This window comes from Paenibacillus sp. FSL R5-0473 (assembly GCF_038004565.1).
Taxonomy (GTDB): Bacteria; Bacillota; Bacilli; order Paenibacillales; family Paenibacillaceae; genus Paenibacillus; species Paenibacillus amylolyticus.
Genome location: NZ_JBBORL010000001.1, coordinates 677,020 through 696,235, shown reverse-complemented (window position 1 = coordinate 696,235; position 19,216 = coordinate 677,020). Strand labels below are relative to the sequence as shown.

The following is a 19,216-nucleotide window of genomic DNA, read 5'->3' as shown; positions in this document are numbered from 1 at the left end:
CCTCCGTTCATTCATGTCATGCCGCTCTCTCCCTGTTAGTCAGGTATAATCAGGCCTTTGCCAATGACATTGGCGGATACTGGCTGTTTGCCCAATTCTCTGGCCCATACCGACAGCTGACCCATATGGTGAATCTCATGGGCGATCACATGTCGCATAATTTCTCCCCATGAATCTGTACTGGCCTTGCCAGCTGAGCGATGATCAATATAAGCTCTTTTTTCCATACTCGAATCCCAGGCTCTAACAAATGCCTCCACATCAGGACGTAACTTGCGATCGAGTCTCCTTACCGCCTCAAGATTCTGGTAGTTTGCAAAATCTTCTGCATCATCCGGTTTGCCCTGTAGCAACTGAAGCCAGCTCCACTCTACATCAATGATATGAAATAATGTTTGTAATATGTTGCCTACTCCGCCCGTGCGAGGCCGAAGCAATTCTTCAAGCGGTACATCTTCACACCACACATACCATTGCTCACGCACCATCCAGTTATAACGAAAGAATGTTTCCATTGGTATATTCCCCTTTATCGATGTTTTTCATAGAGATTCGATCAATTCTGTATGGGCAAAGGTATCCTCCGAATGTTTACACTTACCACTCCGATGACAGAACAACCTTCCGATCGCTGTTATCCCCAGAGTTTTTTGATTCATTTTATAATGGGAAACTCCGGGGATAAGCCTATGCTTCCGATGCAGCTTTCTTTCAGAAAGCTATTAGGCGAACACTTCGCTTCTTCAGTTTTTTTCTGTCCTCTCCGTTTCGTGTAAATATTCAGTTCAATTTATTTAGTTATTTTCTTTTTTATATACAAGATTACATGAATTCCTGCATAAATAAACAGAACATTGAACAAATATAGAAGTACATTTAAATAGATGCCCGATATAAACCAGATAGTTCCCTCAGAATTAGCATAATGATAATCCGTAAAAAATCGGAGCGGGAAACCATACTCTGTTCGGAGCGGTCCATCTTCAGTATGTAAAGTTCCAGGAATACATAGGATGGCTAATACAGCAAGCCAGGCTGATAGATTCATTATTCTTTTGTTAATCGTCAATACCTCTCCTCCTCATTCATCCTTATTGGGATCTTTACCAAAATACGTGCCTTTCAACTTTTGATCCATAAAGTCTCTTAAGTCCTTTTGATCAACTATATATCTCGAACTTCTATTAAATCTGCTTTTTCTGGTTACAATAATCTGTTTCCGATTGTATTGAATCGTAACTTTAGCGTTATGCTTTAATTTCAAAGCAATTCCCGCACTAATGCTTCCTGTGACATCATCTACTGGTATTTTGGCTGATTCCGGGGCTGCATTCAGCCAGCCGACTATACGGCTAATGTCTTCTTTACTTAACGTAACATTGTCAATGCTAACGTGTGCTCCACCGTCGCCTGTCCTAGTGTACACAACTATGCTCATCTCTGTGCTTATCACTTGATTTCTCGAAATCGGCTTATTTGGATCAGGGTTACTCGTGATTAGAAAATACAAAAACAGGATTGCCGCACCTATGAAAAACCAGAATCGCCTACGTTTTCCTAGCATTACAGCGCATTCTCCATATCCACCACGTTGGCAAACAATCTCAGTACCGTATTGTGATGTGCAATGATCTGCTCTGCTTGAAGCGTCTTTGAATTCCATGTGCTGTGCGCATCTTGAACCAGATTGACCGTGTAACCCAGACTGAACGCTCTGCGGCAAGTCGTGTCTACACATACCTCAGTTTGCATACCCGCGAGAATCAACTCCGTCACGCCATCTTCTTGCAATTTCAGATGCAGATCGGTTTTGTGAAACGAATCCGGTGTCTCTTTTTCGATAACGAGGTCACCAGCACTAGGTGCAATGGACGGATGGATGTCCCACCCCAGTGTTCCTCGTTCCAGTGGACTGCCTGGCCCTTCGCAGTGTTGGATATATATGATGGAATGCCCTGCTTCACGGGCCCTGGCAATTAACACCTGGATCTTCTGAAGCAATCGTTCCCCCTGATATACGGGATCTGCTTCATCAAACATCGCTACCTGTACGTCAATGATTAGAAGTGCACAATGCGTTGTCATTTTGCTTTCCTCCTGACAAATCAATTTAATTCAACTCTTTTTTCTTCGTACCTTTAACAAAACTTCCAATCCCATATCAATCAATACAAATAGGATAGCGGCAAGAACGCCAAATAAGGTCAGAACTAATGTCTCTTTGAAATCCAAGATTGCTTCTCCTGCGCCCATGACCACATAATAAATATACATACCTAGAACTCCAGCGCATGCATAGCCTAATATCCTCGTACTTAGATACAACACATGATTAGGGAATTGTATTCGGCTGAGCAGATAGTCTAGCAATATCGATAAAGGTAGCCCGATCAACAGGATCAAGGGAGTCGCGTATATCAGATAAATAAGAATGTAAAAATCAAAACTGTAGGATTCATTCATCGATATGAGACTTGCAGCCAAAGTAAAACAAATGATGGTTAGAGCGGTTGTTATCAGCTTTCTTCCCATGTTCATCTCATCACTCCAATACAGTTATCTCTATTCATTGGATGTGCTCATGCGTCAGATTTTGCCGGCTGCCATCCGATTTCTTGAGACCAACGATGTGCTCTCTGTAATATGCTCCACACCATTGGTCCTTTTCCTTCAACATATTTGGGACGCTGATCTTTATACAATGACATGAGTCTGTGCTTTTCTTCTGCATATTTCAAACAATCTTCTGGATGCTCCCTTAAATAGTCTCTGAACAGCAAGGTCATCTGCTCGGAGAAACTGCCTACCTGTCTAACGTGTATATGTATCCTTCTGTTTCCGGGTTCTTCACGAAAGTAACGTTTAGTCTTATCTGGATTTTCTGCTCTGAATACAAATCCGACTGTTTCGATCTCATGTTTGTAGTCCAACAGATTTTCATACTGGGAAACAGATATTTGTATATCTATGATGGGTTTCGCATCTATTCCCACAATTGAAGTGGACCCAACATGGTCAATCCGCACGGCCTTTTCTCCTAACGCTTCTCTTAATTTCGAACCCGTTTCGAGAAACAAATCACGCCATGCCGGGTCATACTTTGCGATTCTCCATTGATCCTCCATATAACTCCTCCTTGGTTATCCAATCAAACTATATAATTAAATAACACGTTCTTTTAACCTTTTGTTACATGTAGACTATTTTAAAGATTCAATAGAGAGATCATCCGAAGTCATCATTATTTATTCCGAGTTCTATTTGTTTTTGGGATTCAATCATATATTCGTACACATCATCAATTTCTGTTATCCCTTTTATATTCTCCTTTAGCAGTTCAATAATTAAATGATTATCACTCTCTCGCATCTTTATATCTTCCATATAATTATCGTTATAGTCATTCGTAAAATCTAATTTATTCTTATAAAACCGAAATCTTTCCAACACATAAATTTCTTTAAGATTAATAAATAATGCTATAAAATCCTTAAGGTTTCTGGCCACTAACGTTACTTGATTCCCAAATGCCGTAGGTTGAATAAAGATAATAGGCGCTTCTTCCAAATCACTAATGGATCTGTTGAACGTGAAAAAAGCAAAATGGTCACCATCTGCCCCTGTTCTTCCAAACATGATGGCATCATCTGGCGTACAATAGTATCTATCATCATCATTGTTAAAACTAATATAAAAACCCATATAATCGTCGATGGTTCCAACATGTTGTTCACGTAATTTCTTATCTATTCGAACGATGTCTACTAAGGATTCTGGCATTTTATAATGTACTTGCAAGTTTAAATCACTCTCTTCTATTGGCATTTATTAATATATCTATATTTTGACACAAATTTCAAAAAAGAGAAGGACCCTTAGGCCCTTCCCTTAACTTCTTAATGATAATCACACTTGAAATTTGTAAACTCAGCTGAAGTATCTTGCCCACTCGCGTATAACCCAATGAGTACGCCTGTAAAACCTCCTGCCACCTCCGAGGATAGGTATCTCGTCTGTGCCGTGCCTAGCAGAATCTCTTCACCATCTGTTTGAAACAGGAAACTGTAGCGTTCTTGGTTTGAGCGGATCACCAGCGTTGCATGCTGTTTATTTCCCAGATCCACTTCATGTTCTCTCGATTTGATATCACCGATGTTTAGACGCTCGATCACCTTATAGCCGTCCTGCTCCTGACGAATAGCCACTTCATAATGATGATTCTCATCCATGTAGATCGTGATACCGGCTTCTCCACTCATCAGACTAATATCAACTGAAATTGTTGCATTAAAGTCTTTTTGACGTAGCCCAATGAACGTTGGGGATGCTGGAACGTCCAGCGTTACATCGGTTCCTGTTAGCGTAAGCTTATCTGATTCAAGCTGATAATGCTCTGTATTTGGATGACGAAGATAACACCAGTCGAGGTTCCAGTCTGTATTTTCAAACGTATAATTCTTCTTATCCTGCTGGATCACCGTATCCGGGATACGATTGGTCTCAAAACTCGTCAGTGTTGTGCCTTCATGCCCGGCTGTAAACCATCCGTCTTCATCAAACGTAATCGGAGTCAAAAATACTTCTCGGCCCAAATGATGGTACGTAGCCCATCTGCCGATCTGTCGGAATCCCAAGTGGAAAAGCCACCAGTTCCCCAGATCATCCTGAACCAGATCACCATGCCCGACACCCTGGAGCTCATACCCACCCAGATTACGGTTGGTTAGAACCGGATTGTGCGCATAGGCTTCGAACGGTCCTGAGGATGAAGTTCCCCGGGCATACGTTACCATGTGACCATATTCGGTGCCGCCTTCAGCTGCAAGCAGGTAATAATAACCGTTCATTTTATAGAGATGCGGACTTTCCAGATATCGTCCACCTGTTCCGTTCCATATCGAACGACTTGGGCTAAGTTTGCGGCCAGTTTCAATCTCAAGCTCGCACTGAACAATTCCGCCAACGCCTTCATCATCCACCCCGTTACTCATAAACAAGGTTTTTCCATCTTCAAAATACAAATCGGGATCAATCCCGCCTTGATCCACATAAATAGGCTCAGACCATTCTCCGTAAATATCGTCCGTCCAGACATAGAAATTCTGATGCGTCGTATCATTCGTTGTGACCATATAAAAACGCCCGTTATTGTGCCTGATGGTTGGGGCAAATACACCCCCGGAGCTGTTCACCGTCTCGAGCTGAATCTGGCTTTTACGAGTCAGGCAGTGACCAATCTGCTTCCAATTCAGCAGATCCTTGCTTTCAAAGAGCGGTACGCACGGAAAATATTGAAAAGAACTGCACACCATATAGTAGGTATCGTGCACCTTAATCACACTAGGGTCTGGATAAAAACCTTTCACAATAGGGTTATTGTATTTCATTACTCCACTCCATCTCTTATCATAAAATTCACAAATATAAGAATTCAACTTTGTAACAACTACAAAAATTAAACACCATCGGGTGTAAACTTGCAATGAATCTGAATTGCATCTTGGAGTTAATTTTATTAAATTAATATATATGTGATTTTAGAAGATTGAGGATAGGGAGTTGTACAGATGATCAAAGCAAATGGGGAGCCCCAGTTCCTTCCTTTATATGAGGCGCTTGCAAGCGAAGTCAGATGGAGAATCATGGATATGATTGCAGATCGCGAAATGAATGTGAAGGATATTGCCGCAGTATTAGAGCTTAGCCCCTCCATTGTCACGATGCATATTCGCAAACTGGAGGATGCGGGTCTAATTGGCAGCAGACGAGTTCGGATCAACGGAGGGACGCACAAATTATGTTACCTCAAGCAAAATCAGATTGAGATCGAGCTGCCATCCCCAAGCCAAACTTCACGAACCAGAGAACAGACGATAGCCGTTGGACACTACACTGCTTTTGATATTCACCCTACCAGTGGTCTAGGAACACTCGAGAAAGAAATCGGCGTATGGGACGATCCACGTTACTTCCTTGATCCTGAGCGGGTACACGCCGCTATCCTGTGGTTTGGGAAAGGTTATGTAGAATATAAAACACCTAACTTTGTACTTCCCGACCAGACAACCGATGCTATTGAAATATCGATGGAACTGGCGTCTGAAGCTCCGGGTTTACGGGATCATTGGCCTTCCGATATTCGTTTCACCTTCAATGGCATTTCTCTTGGAACGTGGACAAGCCCTGCCGACTTTGGCAGAGCAGCACGCGGCAAATATACGCCGGAATGGTGGCATCGTAATGTAAATCAGTATGGATTGTTGAAGACTATTCGTATTGATGCCTACGGTACCTATATGGATGGTGAGCAGATGTCAGACGTTACTCTCGCGGATATTAAGCTTAGCGAACCGTTCTGGACGCTTCGCTTTACAGTTGACGAGGAAAGCCCCAATGTAGGGGGATTAACGATCTATGGTGCTGGTTTTGGTAATCATGATCAGGATATTGTTATTCGTGTATTGGGTTAAAGTGGCTAGCTGTGCTGCACAAGAATCCTCCCTTTCCTGACCTACAGGAGAGGGAGGCACCCAAAAATGCTGCTCCTTAGCAAATTTTAAAGCACAAGCCTAATCAATCCTTACCTTTGCTCTTTTAACAGTTCCTTAATCTCCCTTAACTCTGATAATATTTCTTTGGTGTGCTGGCTATTTTTGGAGTTATCTATTCCAACTTTCACAACATAAATACCGAGGAACAGATACACCACCAACATAATGATCATTCCCAAGTACATCTCTCCTTTCCAAAGTAGCAGCACATTGCTACGAACGTTCACTATCCTCTCTCTCCAACTGTTTGCCATGGAATGCCTTCAAAATAGATGGCAACCTTCATTGTGATTCCTCCTCAGGAATATACATCGTTTGAATCTCCTGCACACCCGGAATAAAGCCCAGATTCAGATACACGGACTCCGCATCATTTCCTTGCATAACATACAATCGCAGCACGGGATACTTACCTTTAAGTTCATTTAATGCTCTCTGTAACATCAGTGTAGCAAGCCCTCTTCCTCTATATGCCGGACGAACACCTATGCTATACACAGCAGCCTGATTATCTTGCAAGCACAAGCGACAATTTGCAATAAGCTGTCCCGTTTCCTTGTCGTATACAAGCGTGGACGCTTGGGTCAGAATTTCATTGGTATAATTAGGGTCATCACTTGGTATAAAATCTGCAAGAGTGGTATGTTTTCTTCGTGTAGCTTCAAGACTTCCTGCAAAACTCTCCAGGTCACATTGAGCAATTTCATCTTCATTCACATATTTCTTGGTGCCGGTTTCACTTTCAATAATCTCTGGACTCTTCACGGTTACCCTGCTGTCCCATTCGATTTCAAAATGATCTGTAGGCCGCTGCATCCAGCGACATCTGAACTCCACTGGCCAGAATCCAGCTCTTGCATATAGATCGACTTGGTCTGGAAGAATCTCAAAGGTCAGAATGCGTTTCGTGCGATCCGACCACTGTAATAATTTATGCTTCAGAAGCTTCAATACATCAAAGCACTGCTGGAATGGCGGGACAAAAAACAAATGATACATCCGGTTAGGCTCCATTCTCACGCCACCTATTTTGCTTTCCCCCTTGTAAATCCAGTACGCACTGATCTTGGAAGAACTAAACTCTTCTTCTCTGAAAAATCCGACATAACGCATATCATAATAAACCGTGCAATATAATCCCCATTCAGCAAAATCAGCTTTGCGAATCGAATATTCATCCGACAGATCATATTGAAGAATATCTGTAGACCACTCAGTTAAACCCATATGTAATTCCTCCTCAGTTTTAATTAAATGGCAAGCAATCAAATCATTTTTCTATACGCCACCCCGTGAACATCAAAATACCAATTTCCCGTTAATTCTTCTTCTCCGTGGATTACATCCGCATTGGTCAGCAAATGGTACGCACCTTCGAGAATTTCCGCCCGATCAGGCTGATCGGTTTCCAATATCAGTTGGTCGATCAATTGCCGCGCGATTCTTTGGTACATATCCATCACAGCCAACAATTCTTCCGTGATTTCTTGGGTTATCGCCTTCATACCTTCATATCCTTATCCGGGTATCCAATTTCTGCAATTTCACCTTCGATATCACTTAATTTCAGTTCATCATTTAATTGCTGTAGTAAGACCTCATCGATCGGCTTCATATCAAATACCTGTTCAACCAGTTTGATATCCAACCCTATCTCGTAGTAATCCTGTGCCCAAGCATGATAATATTTCGCGCCGCCTACCAAAATCTCTAACAGTTCGTATTCATGATCCCCAAGCTCCGTGCCCGCAGACCACCCTTCCTGATCCGCCACACTCCAGATACAGAACGTCGTCTGATCCATTACAAATGCCGGCTCTACCACAAAAGTATTAAATGCTTCTGGAACGCTTTTTACCACCTCACTCCTATCAACCTTATGCTGAAGTGTATACTCTTTATCAAAGCCTTTAATAATCAGCCCATTCGGACTGAATATTGCAAAATAATGATCTCCTTGCCCATCTCTCATGGATGCCATTTGCTCATTCGTGTCCCACTGGGAATTATACGAGTAATACCTGTACTCCCATTCCGGCATCAAAATGGCATCCAGCATAGCTGCTGCCTTTAGAATCTGTTTGCATTCACTAATGTGAGGAAGTTTATCGATAAAATTAAGATTACCCATCGTCTGATATTGCCTCCTTTACCCTTTCAAATGGAATAATTAGTTGCCCGACCTTGCGGTTAGCAAGGATATAATAACGTATCCAAAAAGTTGAACCGCAAATACAATGACAACAAACTCAACCATTATGCTCTTCGCTGCATTAAAATCATTCACAAGATCCACGAAGATCTTCCCAGGTCGGGATAATATATCCCACGAATTCCACCGATTAAATCTACCAATGTAGACCCCTATACTGCTCAATAGCAAAATAACACCGACAACCATCATACTAATGTACTTATTTACTAATTTGTTTAACATTCCGTGGATTTGAATGATCGAACAAGTCGAGAGCAGCAATCCGATGATCGCTACGGCAAACGTCAGGGTGAGTCCATACCAAAATTCAATATTAACCCAAAATCTAACCTCCCCTTGAGCATCAAAATATCTGAATGAATGCAGAATCTCCGTAAAAAGGTAGGCCGCATTGGGCAGAAAAAAGAGCCATACTCCACACATCAGCCCCATACATATCATGCTCGTTGTGGTTAATTTCTTATTGAATATGTATCTAATGCAGGATGAGATGATGAAGGGTACCCATGCCAGGAACATGTCCCAACTTAAAAATCGATACATATTTGTATCTGATTGGGCACGTAAATACATCACAATACCTAGACAACATAAAGTAGCCACGAGCAAGGTAACGATGAGTCGGAGATCTTGAACCGGATGTTTGTTATCTTTCATTTCTTTGCTTCTACTTCCTTTTCCTTGATGAATGTTATAAGTTATAAATACTTTTTAAATGCCTTGCTTGATTCTCCGTTGTACCCCAATTTCGTATAAAAGTGATGTGCTTCGTTTCTGGATGATCCGCTTGTAAGAAACACCTTCACACAATTTTTCTGCTCACATACATGCTCTATATGTTTCATCAATTCAGATCCATATCCCTTGCTCTGCACATGTTCCGTAATGATAACCCGCTCAACCACGCCGAATGGTCTATTTTCCACCAAAGCATCCAGACAAATATGTAAATGAGCCGTGCCGATCACCTGATCACCCAGTTCATACACAAACAAGAAACTGTTTGGGTTATTCCGAACCTCTTCAATCCGTTCTGCCAGTACCTTCGTGTTTAAGTTGTTCGGCAATAATTCTTTATACAGCCTTTCAATAACCGCTGCATCCCTAGCTTCTGCCTCTCTTATCATCAAGCTTCCCCTCCCTGTTACCTCACTTGATAACTTAAAATGATATCACCGTTGTCCTCTAATTCACCCGTGTCCTGAAATCCGCAACGTTTATACAGCGCATTTGCCGCAATGTTATGTGGAACATGGGATACCCTGATTTGCTGGCAGTCACTTCTCTCTTGCAACATACGAACCACTTCTTGAATAGCAAGTTTGCCGTAACCCTTCCCCTGGTACTTCTCATCAATCATGAAGCGCAGAATCCAGTAATACCCGTCATTGTAGATCTCGTTATCAAATAAAATAAAACCAACCATCTGATCCTCTGCCAAAATACCGTATGGTTTGGACGTAATCTCCTTCGTTGCATGAATCAATGAATCCGTATTGCTTGCAACCAAATCCAGCTGATCTTCCCGTGGTTTAAGATGGATGCACTCAAGTTCATTTTCTTTGGTTATAGGTTGTAACGTCACTTGCTCCATACCCACAATCCTCTCTCCTTGCAGCTTACTTACTAAATTTTCTTGATCAATATAATCTCCAAAGGTTGTGTATCCAACAACAGAGCCCCTGCATCAACATACCCCAGCTTTCGATAGAAATGTTGGGCATGTTCGTCTGATTGTGTTGAAGTCATCACCGTATCAAAGCCTTGTTGCTTCATTAAATTTTCCCAGTGATGCACCACTTCTTTGCCATATCCGCCGTTTCGATAGGGTTCATCAATCCAGATCATATTCATGAAGGGAAGGTTGTCCCAAAAGTAACCGTACCTCATCCATCCAACTCTTGATCCCTCGTCCTCGTCCCACAGGATGAATATTTCTTTCTCACTAATCTTCGTTTTCACAAGTGGCTGATGGATATGCCGATCTCTTTCAATGATGTAGTCGTAGTCAGCTTCCGTTGCATACTCAATCTTCATTTGTAATACTCCCTTCATTAACTACGTCCATCATAACCCAAAATGTGGTATATGCGAACAGTTCTTTCCTCCTTTTCTCCCATGCCAAAAAACCACGGTTTCCCGTGGCTGCACCCGCTCTATTTTCCTCAATCCGCTGTTGATCCACTGACCAATTGCCCCTTGTACCATACGGCCTGCCGCGCAGATCGTCGCGCAACAGCTTCCGCCGAACAACTCGCATGCACCAATACAAAACTCGCGGTGTCGCCTACCTTCGGCCAGACTTGTTCCCCTTGTGAATCCAGCGGTGTAATCCCGCCTGTTACCCATGCCAAAGATTGAGACAAGGACAGTTCGTCGCTATATCCGTACAGTTCTGCGAATCGTCCCGCTTTCTCAAGCATATCCCCATTGCCAAAAGGAGACCAATGATCCGTCAGGCTGTCTGTGGCCAGCTTCACGTTCACACCCATACGGTGGAGCATGGGAAGAGGCATCATCATTCTGCCAATAGGCACCGTGGAAGCAATGCTCATCCCAAGCGAGGCCATTCGCTGCGCCATGTCTTCTGCTTCCTGGTGCTCTGCGCGGGCGAACCAGAACGCATGACTTACCGTAACTTTACCCTGAAGCCCTGCTGCTTCGGTCAGATTTGCGAGTTCCAACAGCGTTTGTTTGCCAGCCTGCCCGCCATCATGCAGATGTATATCAATGCCCGCCTGGTGCTGAACAGCCAGTTCAACCATGGCGTTCAGTGATTTCTCGATCTGTTCGTCCACCGTATGAGGATCAAGTCCGCCCACATGCGTTGCACCTTCCTTCATCGCTTGGCCCATAAGCTCCACTGAATGGGAGCGAAGCAGTCCATGCTGCGGGAAAGCCACAATCTCCGAAGCGATTTTGCCCGAAAATGATTCCAGAGCCTGCCGCGTCGCTTCCAGTCTTTTCAAGCCACTGACGGGTTCAATATTGCAATGACTACGAACATGAGTGGAGCCGTACCCCTGGATCAAGGTCAGAATACTCTCCGCTTGACGCTTGGCATCTGGTAACAACTTGGGCAACAGAACCTTCTCTTCTTCAATACGTTCGAAAATACTGGAGATACGCTTAACGGCTGTCCACGGCCCATCGTAGTAAGTTTTATCCAGATGAATATGTGCCTCCTCGAACGAAGGCAACAGCAGAAGTCCCTTGCCATCTACTTGTGGTAGATCCCTAGATAACGGGTTGTTTCCTTCCACAATCTCCGCGATCACTCCATCTTTAATCCGCAGATGAGCGGGGCTTGTCCGTGTCCCCATCACCTGTTCTCCCTCCCGAACATAACTCCGCTCCACAGTCACGTTTGTTAACCAATAAGCCTGCTTTATCATGTCATCCCTCTTTTCTTACCCGGCATTACGTCCCCCGGATACCGATTGATCTATGATCCATGGTACCATACGGTTTCACAGGGCAAAAATACGTAAAACGTTGGTGTTCCATATGCGGAACGTTTGTATTACTCTACCTTAATACATGTAAAAAAACAGGCACAATACGTGCCTGCCCCGTCCACTCACCTTAATCTTCTTGATTACGTGAGTCTATTAAAAATGAAACCGCGCATGCCCTCCATCGGTCACGCCTCCAATCTGTTCGATATCCAGCAGTCTGCGCTTCATCTCCAGGCCTCCACGGAACCCGGTCAGCTTGCGATTAGCCCCAATAATGCGGTGGCATGGTAACAGAACCGGAATTGGATTGGCCCCATTGGCAGCCCCAACTGCTCGCACAGCCGAAGGTCTGCCAATTGTAACAGCTATATCACCATAGGTCCGAATTTCACCATAAGGCACACGCCCTAGCTCTCTCCATACCTCCTGCTGGAAGTTCGTTCCGATCAAGTCCAGTGGGATCGCATCTGTATAAGCCATGGGTTCTCCTGCAAAATAGGACAGCAACCAGTCCATCATACCTGTTTGTTTCAGAGCATCCTCGTTCTCTTCCAGTTCCACGCCAGGTGCAACTTTCTGTATCCAGCCGTTCCAATCTTCCAATGTTTCGTTTGGCATGACCACTCGGCACAATCCCTGTTCCGTAGCGAGTAGCACCCATGGACGACCGTCCAACTGCATCGTGGTATACATCAACTTTTTTCTCATTCGTTTACCGCCCTCTCCCTGGTGGAATGCTTAATGCTAGAACTAGGAGGTAATCTGCTTCTTCACCTTACGTTTCATACTGCGGATCATTTGCTTGCTCTCTGGATCAACACGATAAGATTCCGTGATTTTCTGAAGTACCTTATTATACGTAAAATCGTCCAGGCTATTATGGTGCAGATAACGTATGGTCACTTCAGGTTGTTTCACATAAGCCATTGAGATGGCCCAAGCAACTGCCATTTTCACATAATACGCCTCGTGCCTAATCTGATCCAATGCAGATAGAACCTGATCGATATATCGCTCATTCAGATAAAAATTCAACAGCATTACCACACCAAACCGGATTTCATATTCCTGATCTGATCTCAGATACGGCTGCAAGAACGCCCACATGGACTCCGAATGGACCTTCGTATATTTCAGTCCCGCACAGAAGCTGTCACACACCGACCAGTTGTCAATCTTCGGTACAAATGTTTCAATAGCCTTTAACAGTTCGTCCAGATCAGCCTGTACATGCCCAATGACCATCGCTTGCAACATCACTTCTTCAAAATATTCATCCTCTGCCGTTTCCAGATACGTGCGCCAGTCCCCTGCGGCAAGCTGCTTGGCAATTTTTCGTAAGGCTGGCAACCTTACACCAAGTACATTCGTGATGTTGGGAATAAGTGCGGCCGAGAATTTTTGATACTCCGGCTCAACCATGCTGAGCAATTGTGTTCTGATATCTACTTCCACTAGCGCATGTCCTCCTCGTCTGTTGCTGTACAACAAGTATATCCTTGAAGTGGCTGTTTGTAAGCCCATATCGAATGTTTGAGCAAGATTACAATATCATTTTGGGACTCTCATTTTTTCTCCATTTGTTTAATTCCCAACCCATTTCGTTTAAAAATATGAAGCTGACTGAATAGAAAGGAGTGTCGATATGAACGTACCTCATACCAAGAAAGATTTCTCCGTGGAGGAGATCACCGAACAACTCGTGCAACATGTACAATCCCGGAACCTTCCCGATTTCTATAAATTGGTGAAAGAACTGCATCCCTACGACCTCTCACTTGTATATAAAAAGTTCCCTGAAGCAGAAACCAATCGGTTTCTGCTCCTGTTCAAACCTGATGCTCTGGCGGATCTCGCCGAGACCTTGAAGCTACACGAACAGATTCAACTGTTTGAACGACTTGGGCCGGAACGAACACTTGAAGTCATGCAGCAGATGGACAAAAGTGATCTGATTCGGTTCATGCACGATTTGCCCGCCAAACGCAGAGAAGAATTGCTGTCCAATATGAATCTGGATCACTCTGCCATTATCCGATCCGTGCTTAATTACCCGCCGGAAACGGCAGGACGCATCATGACAGATCAATATCGGACCCTGCTCGCTCATGAGACAGCCAAGGAAGCCTTACGACAATCGCAAGGTACCATGCATATCTCAGCCTCCAGTTATCTCTATGTAACCGATAATGAAGGCAAACTGGTCGGTGTCGTGAGTTATCGATCCCTTGCCTTGGCTGACGATAAGACCCAGGTTGAAGAACTGATGACCCGGCGGGTGATCCATGCAACGGTAGATATGGACCAGGAAGAAGCAGCACAGCTTCTACAGCGTTATGAGTTTATTGCACTTCCGGTGGTGGATGAAAATCACAGATTATGCGGTATCATTCAGATGGATGATGTCATCGATATTATTATGGATGAAGCCAGTGAAGATTTGGCCAAGATGGGGGGCGGTAGCAAGGATATCGACTTTGATACCAAACCACTCGTGGCCGTCAGACGCAGGCTTCCCTGGCTCATCTTGCTTCTATTGATTGGTCTAATCTCGGGAAGTATTGTGGATTTCTTTGAGGATACACTCAATCAGGTTGTGGAATTGGCATTTTTCATGCCGATGATCGCAGGTATGACCGGTAACACAGGAACGCAGTCTCTGGCTGTTGTGGTACGCGGACTGATCGGACGCAAACTCGACAAAGCCACCGTACTCGCACTGATTGGTCGGGAGATCAAGGTAGGCATAATGATTGGCTTGGTATGTGGATTGCTGATTACTGTCATCGCTTATTTCTGGCAAGGGGACTGGCTGCTGGGTGCCATTATTGGGGTATCTCTGTTCCTCACTCTTGTCATTGGTACACTGACCGGTACATGCATCCCGCTTCTGCTTAGTCGTTTCAAAGTCGATCCGGCTGTTGCCTCTGGCCCGTTAATCACCACATTGAATGATATCTTGTCCCTGTTTATCTATTTTGGCATCGCCACACGTTTCCTCGATGCCTTAATGTAAATAAGTTGTGCATACAGCAAAACAGACCTGATCCTGAGATCAAGGTCTGTTTTTTCATTTTACCAAGTGTTACGCTGATCTTTTATTTTTATTATAGATATCAAAAGCTACAGCGAGCAGTAGTACCAATCCCTTAATCCCCTGCTGCCAGTCAATACCGAGACCAATCAGGGACATCCCGTTATTCAGCACACCCATAACCAAACCACCGATGATGGCACCAAATACCGTACCTATGCCCCCTGAAGCAGAAGCACCACCGATGAAGCAGGCCGCAATGGCATCCAGCTCGAAGTTGGTACCTGCTCTTGGCGTAGCCGCATTCAGACGTGCGGCGAAGATCAACCCGGATACCGCGGCAAGTGTACCCATGTTCACGAAAACCCAGAAGGTTACCTTTTTTGTTTTGACCCCAGACAGACCTGCGGCCTTCTCATTACCTCCAAGCGCATACACATGCCGTCCCATGACAGTACGATTCATAACGAAGGAGTACACAACGATCAGGACAAACAGCAGGACCAGGATATTCGGAATACCTGCATAACTTGCGAGTACAAATGTAAACAGATTTGTCACAACAGCCACCACAATCAACTTGAGCAAAAACAGTCCCTGTGACACGACTTCAAATCCATATTTTCGCTGGGAACGGCGTTCCCGCAATTCATTGACAATGTACCAGACAGTGAGCACAAGACCCACAATGATAGATACCAGACCAAAACCTGAGAATTGAATGTCCGCCAGGAAGCCAGAGCTTATTTTCTGGAATCCACCCGGGAAAGGAGAGATCGATTGCCCCTCCAGAACAATCATCGTTAAGCCGCGGAACAGCAACATCCCTGCCAACGTCACGATAAATGCTGGAATCCGCACATAGGCGATCCAGAAGCCTTGCCATGCACCGATCAAAGCACCAACCAGCAAGGAAGCGATAACGGCAAGCCAAGCCGGAAGCTGCCAATCAACCATCATTATTGCGGCAACGGCACCAACAAAGGCAGCAATGGAACCAACAGACAGGTCAATATGCCCGGTAATGATGACCAGCACCATTCCAATCGCCAGCACCAGAATGTAACTGTTCTGCAAAATCAAATTTGTAATATTAATCGGCTTGAGCAACAGCCCGCCTGTAAGTACCTCGAACAAAAGCATAATCACTACCAGGGCAATAATCATGCCGTATTGACGGATATTATTTTTGAACAGTTTTGTTATCATTTCCATGCTTGCCGCCTCCAGACTTGGTCATATATCTCATCAACGTTTCCTGTGATGCTTGCTCCCGGCTGACTTCACCGGTGATTCGTCCTGCATTCATCACATAGATCCGGTCACACAGGCCAAGAACCTCCGGAAGCTCGGATGAGATTACCAGTACACCCTTGCCTTCAGCAGCAAGCCGATGAATGATCGTATAGATTTCGAATTTCGCTCCCACATCAATACCGCGGGTAGGTTCATCCAGGATAAGAATATCTGGTCCGGCAAAAATCCATTTGCTGAGCACCACTTTTTGCTGGTTGCCTCCACTCAGATTACCGGTCTTCTGCAAAATACTTGGTGCTTTGATGTTCATGCTTTTCTTCATCTTTTCTGCTACCAGTACTTCTTCACGCTCGTTCACTACCGCGTTTCGCGTCAGCTTGCTCAGACCCGTCAAGGAAATATTGCGCTTGATGTCATCCATCAGAATGAGTCCGTATTCCTTGCGGTCTTCTGTCACATAAGCAAACCCGTTCTGAATGGCCTCCGTGACGGTATTGTTGTGGATCGGTTTACCATTCTTAATGAGTTGACCCGAAATATTCCGGCCATAGGATTTGCCAAATATACTCATGGCAAGTTCGGTACGCCCAGCGCCCATCAGCCCGGCAATACCTACAATCTCACCACGTCTGATATTCATATGGATCTGATCCAGTACCTTCCGCTCGGCATGATGTTCGTGATATACCGTCCAGTCCTTTACCTCAAGGATAACTTCACCAATGGTCGCATGACGCTCCGGATAACGGCTAGTGAGATCACGTCCTACCATTCCGCTAATAATCCGGTCCTCCGTCACTTTTTCCTTCTTCATATCCAATGTCTCAATTGTCTTGCCATCCCGTAAAATAGTCACCGAATCGGATACCTTGGATACCTCATTCAGCTTGTGTGAGATCAGGATACAGGCGATGCCCTGTTTCTTGAATTCCAGCATCAACTGCAGCAGATTTTCACTGTCGTCCTCGTTCAGCGCAGCGGTTGGCTCATCCAGAATAAGCAGCCGCACCTTTTTGGAGAGCGCTTTCGCAATTTCGACCAGTTGCTGCTTGCCTACCCCGATGCTGGATACCAGCGTGTTTGGATTTTCGCTCAGTCCCACCTTCGAGAGCAGTTCTCGTGTACCCACAAAAGTTTCCTTCCAGTTGACAATTCCTCTGCTCGCACGCTCGTTGCCCAGATATATATTTTCCGCGATTGAAAGGTAGGGAATAAGGGCCAACTCCTGATGGATAATGACGATTCCCAGATCCTCGCTCTGCTTAATATCCTTGAACTCACAATTTTTGCCCTGAAATAAAATGTCGCCTTCATACGTGCCATGTGGATATACACCACTCAGTACCTTCATCAAGGTAGATTTACCTGCGCCATTTTCACCACATATGGAATGAATTTCGCCTTCACGGACTTTCAGATTGACATTTTCCAGCGCTTTGACGCCAGGAAAGGTTTTGGTGATGTTTTTCATTTCCAGAATGATTCCGGCCATGGGATGTGCTCCTTTCATTTATTATTTCAGTCCGATTTCTTCCTTCGTGTAATACTGTGTACCAACGATATCCTGCTCCACATTTGTACGGTCCACCGAGATGGGATCCAAGAGATACGCCGGAATAACCTCAATTCCGTTGTTATATGATGTTTTGTCATTAACTTCCGCCTGTTTTCCTTGCAAAATACTATTGGCCATCTCTACCGTCTTCTCCGCTAGCTTCCGTGTATCCTTGAACACCGTCTGCGTCTGTTCCCCGGCCACAATCGACTTGATCGAGGCAAGTTCGGCATCCTGTCCTGTAATAACGGGCAGCGGTTTGTTCGAAGTACCATAACCAATCCCTTTCAAGGATGAGATGATACCAATACTGATTCCATCATAAGGAGATAATACTGCATCCAGATTATCACCCGAGTAATACGCACTCAGCAGGTTATCCATCCGTGACTGGGCCAGTGCCCCGTCCCAGCGCAAGGTCGCAATCTGGGCCATCGTCATCTGCTTGCTGCGTACCACCAGTTTGCCGGAATCGATGTACGGCTTCAGCACAGACATCGCACCGTCGAAGAAGAAATAGGCGTTATTATCATCAGGAGAGCCACCAAACAGCTCCATGTTATACGGTCCTTTTCCATCCTTGAGTCCAAGCTTTTGTTCAATGTAGGAGGCTTGAAGCACACCCACCTTAAAATTGTCAAACGTGGCGTAATAGGTTAAGTATGGCGTATTGCGAATGAGCCGATCATACGAGATCACTTGTATCCCTTCGTCATGCGCTTTCTTGATTACATCCGTTAATGTGTTGCCATCCACGGACGCGATGACCATCACATCCACACCTTTGGTGATCATGTTTTCAATCTGTGAAATCTGATTCTCGACCACATCCTCAGCATACTGAAGATCGGTTTTGTACCCCTGCTCCTGAAACAGACGGACCATGTTCTCCCCGTCTCCCACCCATCGTTCTGATGATTTGGTTGGCATCGATATACCGACATATCCCTTTTCTTTACTGCCTGGGCCACTCTCTGCCAGGTTGCAGGCCGAAAGCATCAAGGTCATCACCAGAAGCCAGATGAGCATTGCTCCTTTTTTCATATGAAGTTCCCCTTTCCTCACGTCATACGGTTCTGAATGAGTTATAAGATAACGCTTACAATACATGTAGTGCATCCTGTTGCTTGCTGTTCCTGTCTGAGA

General features: G+C 44.6%; 23 protein-coding genes. 2 read left to right on the top strand and 21 right to left on the bottom strand.

Annotated features, from left to right (window positions below):
• Nucleotides 1–35: 35 nt before the first annotated feature.
• The 7 genes from MKY28_RS03190 to MKY28_RS03160 all read right to left on the bottom strand — a co-directional run bounded on the left by MKY28_RS03190 (nucleotide 36) and on the right by MKY28_RS03160 (nucleotide 5,387).
• Nucleotides 36–515, bottom strand: coding sequence for a DinB family protein (locus MKY28_RS03190; protein ID WP_340018188.1), 480 nt, complete (start codon nucleotides 513–515; stop codon nucleotides 36–38).
• Nucleotides 516–1,081: 566 nt separating this feature from the next.
• Complete coding sequence (locus MKY28_RS03185; RefSeq protein ID WP_340934842.1) at nucleotides 1,082–1,426, bottom strand: hypothetical protein; 345 nt, start codon at nucleotides 1,424–1,426, stop codon at nucleotides 1,082–1,084.
• Nucleotides 1,427–1,563: 137 nt separating this feature from the next.
• The gene (locus MKY28_RS03180) at nucleotides 1,564–2,085 is read right to left on the bottom strand and encodes a cysteine hydrolase family protein (protein WP_340934840.1); all 522 of its coding nucleotides are present in this window, start codon (nucleotides 2,083–2,085) and stop codon (nucleotides 1,564–1,566) included.
• 30 nt (nucleotides 2,086–2,115) lie between these two features.
• A complete protein-coding gene (locus tag MKY28_RS03175) occupies nucleotides 2,116–2,538 on the bottom strand; it encodes a hypothetical protein (protein ID WP_340934838.1) in 423 nt (140 codons plus the stop codon).
• 41 nt (nucleotides 2,539–2,579) lie between these two features.
• Complete coding sequence (locus tag MKY28_RS03170; RefSeq protein ID WP_340934837.1) at nucleotides 2,580–3,125, bottom strand: GrpB family protein; 546 nt, start codon at nucleotides 3,123–3,125, stop codon at nucleotides 2,580–2,582.
• Nucleotides 3,126–3,225: 100 nt separating this feature from the next.
• Complete coding sequence (locus MKY28_RS03165; protein ID WP_340934835.1) at nucleotides 3,226–3,825, bottom strand: hypothetical protein; 600 nt, start codon at nucleotides 3,823–3,825, stop codon at nucleotides 3,226–3,228.
• 71 nt (nucleotides 3,826–3,896) lie between these two features.
• Nucleotides 3,897–5,387: a glycoside hydrolase family 43 protein gene (locus tag MKY28_RS03160; RefSeq protein ID WP_340934834.1), complete on the bottom strand. Its 1,491-nt coding sequence runs from the start codon at nucleotides 5,385–5,387 to the stop codon at nucleotides 3,897–3,899.
• 180 nt (nucleotides 5,388–5,567) lie between these two features.
• Here MKY28_RS03160 and MKY28_RS03155 point away from each other — a divergent pair, with 180 nt between their 5' ends.
• Nucleotides 5,568–6,470 carry an ArsR/SmtB family transcription factor gene (locus MKY28_RS03155; RefSeq protein ID WP_340934832.1) on the top strand — a complete coding sequence of 301 codons (903 nt, stop codon included), beginning with the start codon at nucleotides 5,568–5,570 and terminating at the stop codon, nucleotides 6,468–6,470.
• A 110-nt stretch (nucleotides 6,471–6,580) separates the two neighbouring features.
• On the opposite strand, the gene MKY28_RS03150 is transcribed toward MKY28_RS03155, so the two are convergent.
• The 11 genes from MKY28_RS03150 to MKY28_RS03100 form a co-directional block, all read right to left on the bottom strand.
• Entirely contained in the window at nucleotides 6,581–6,805 is a 225-nt protein-coding gene (locus MKY28_RS03150; protein WP_340934831.1) for a hypothetical protein, read from the bottom strand.
• Nucleotides 6,806–6,833: 28 nt separating this feature from the next.
• The gene (locus MKY28_RS03145; RefSeq protein WP_340934830.1) at nucleotides 6,834–7,778 is read right to left on the bottom strand and encodes a GNAT family N-acetyltransferase; all 945 of its coding nucleotides are present in this window, start codon (nucleotides 7,776–7,778) and stop codon (nucleotides 6,834–6,836) included.
• A 38-nt stretch (nucleotides 7,779–7,816) separates the two neighbouring features.
• Nucleotides 7,817–8,056 (bottom strand): hypothetical protein, encoded by a 240-nt coding sequence (locus tag MKY28_RS03140; RefSeq protein ID WP_340934829.1) that lies wholly within the window; start codon nucleotides 8,054–8,056, stop codon nucleotides 7,817–7,819.
• Complete coding sequence (locus tag MKY28_RS03135; protein WP_340934827.1) at nucleotides 8,053–8,682, bottom strand: hypothetical protein; 630 nt, start codon at nucleotides 8,680–8,682, stop codon at nucleotides 8,053–8,055. Before MKY28_RS03135 ends, MKY28_RS03140 begins: the two co-directional genes overlap by 4 nt.
• A gap of 39 nt (nucleotides 8,683–8,721) precedes the next feature.
• Entirely contained in the window at nucleotides 8,722–9,423 is a 702-nt protein-coding gene (locus MKY28_RS03130) for a DUF1361 domain-containing protein (RefSeq protein ID WP_340934825.1), read from the bottom strand.
• Between the two features lie 41 nt (nucleotides 9,424–9,464).
• Nucleotides 9,465–9,893, bottom strand: coding sequence for a GNAT family N-acetyltransferase (locus MKY28_RS03125; RefSeq protein ID WP_340934824.1), 429 nt, complete (start codon nucleotides 9,891–9,893; stop codon nucleotides 9,465–9,467).
• A gap of 17 nt (nucleotides 9,894–9,910) precedes the next feature.
• Nucleotides 9,911–10,360 (bottom strand): GNAT family N-acetyltransferase, encoded by a 450-nt coding sequence (locus tag MKY28_RS03120; protein WP_340937811.1) that lies wholly within the window; start codon nucleotides 10,358–10,360, stop codon nucleotides 9,911–9,913.
• 32 nt (nucleotides 10,361–10,392) lie between these two features.
• On the bottom strand, nucleotides 10,393–10,803 hold the full coding sequence (locus MKY28_RS03115; protein WP_340934822.1) for a GNAT family N-acetyltransferase: 411 nt from the start codon (nucleotides 10,801–10,803) through the stop codon (nucleotides 10,393–10,395).
• Nucleotides 10,804–10,931: 128 nt separating this feature from the next.
• Nucleotides 10,932–12,161, bottom strand: coding sequence for an amidohydrolase (locus MKY28_RS03110; protein WP_340934820.1), 1,230 nt, complete (start codon nucleotides 12,159–12,161; stop codon nucleotides 10,932–10,934).
• Nucleotides 12,162–12,377: 216 nt separating this feature from the next.
• Nucleotides 12,378–12,932 (bottom strand): methylated-DNA--[protein]-cysteine S-methyltransferase, encoded by a 555-nt coding sequence (locus MKY28_RS03105; protein WP_340934817.1) that lies wholly within the window; start codon nucleotides 12,930–12,932, stop codon nucleotides 12,378–12,380.
• A gap of 42 nt (nucleotides 12,933–12,974) precedes the next feature.
• Entirely contained in the window at nucleotides 12,975–13,679 is a 705-nt protein-coding gene (locus MKY28_RS03100) for a DNA alkylation repair protein (protein ID WP_340934815.1), read from the bottom strand.
• Nucleotides 13,680–13,869: 190 nt separating this feature from the next.
• On the opposite strand from MKY28_RS03100, the gene mgtE reads away from it, so the two are divergent.
• Entirely contained in the window at nucleotides 13,870–15,240 is a 1,371-nt protein-coding gene (gene mgtE, locus MKY28_RS03095) for a magnesium transporter (RefSeq protein ID WP_340934813.1), read from the top strand.
• Between the two features lie 69 nt (nucleotides 15,241–15,309).
• Here mgtE and mmsB read toward each other — a convergent pair whose 3' ends face one another.
• From mmsB to chvE, 3 genes are read right to left on the bottom strand one after another with little or no spacing between them, the layout of a single operon-like run.
• The gene (mmsB, locus tag MKY28_RS03090; RefSeq protein WP_036674453.1) at nucleotides 15,310–16,473 is read right to left on the bottom strand and encodes a multiple monosaccharide ABC transporter permease; all 1,164 of its coding nucleotides are present in this window, start codon (nucleotides 16,471–16,473) and stop codon (nucleotides 15,310–15,312) included.
• Nucleotides 16,442–18,007, bottom strand: coding sequence for a multiple monosaccharide ABC transporter ATP-binding protein (mmsA, locus tag MKY28_RS03085; RefSeq protein ID WP_047844003.1), 1,566 nt, complete (start codon nucleotides 18,005–18,007; stop codon nucleotides 16,442–16,444). The genes mmsB and mmsA overlap by 32 nt, the downstream gene beginning before the upstream one ends.
• Nucleotides 18,008–18,028: 21 nt before the next feature.
• Nucleotides 18,029–19,114, bottom strand: a complete 1,086-nt coding sequence (chvE, locus tag MKY28_RS03080; RefSeq protein WP_340934809.1) for a multiple monosaccharide ABC transporter substrate-binding protein — start codon at nucleotides 19,112–19,114, stop codon at nucleotides 18,029–18,031.
• Nucleotides 19,115–19,216: the final 102 nt, after the last annotated feature.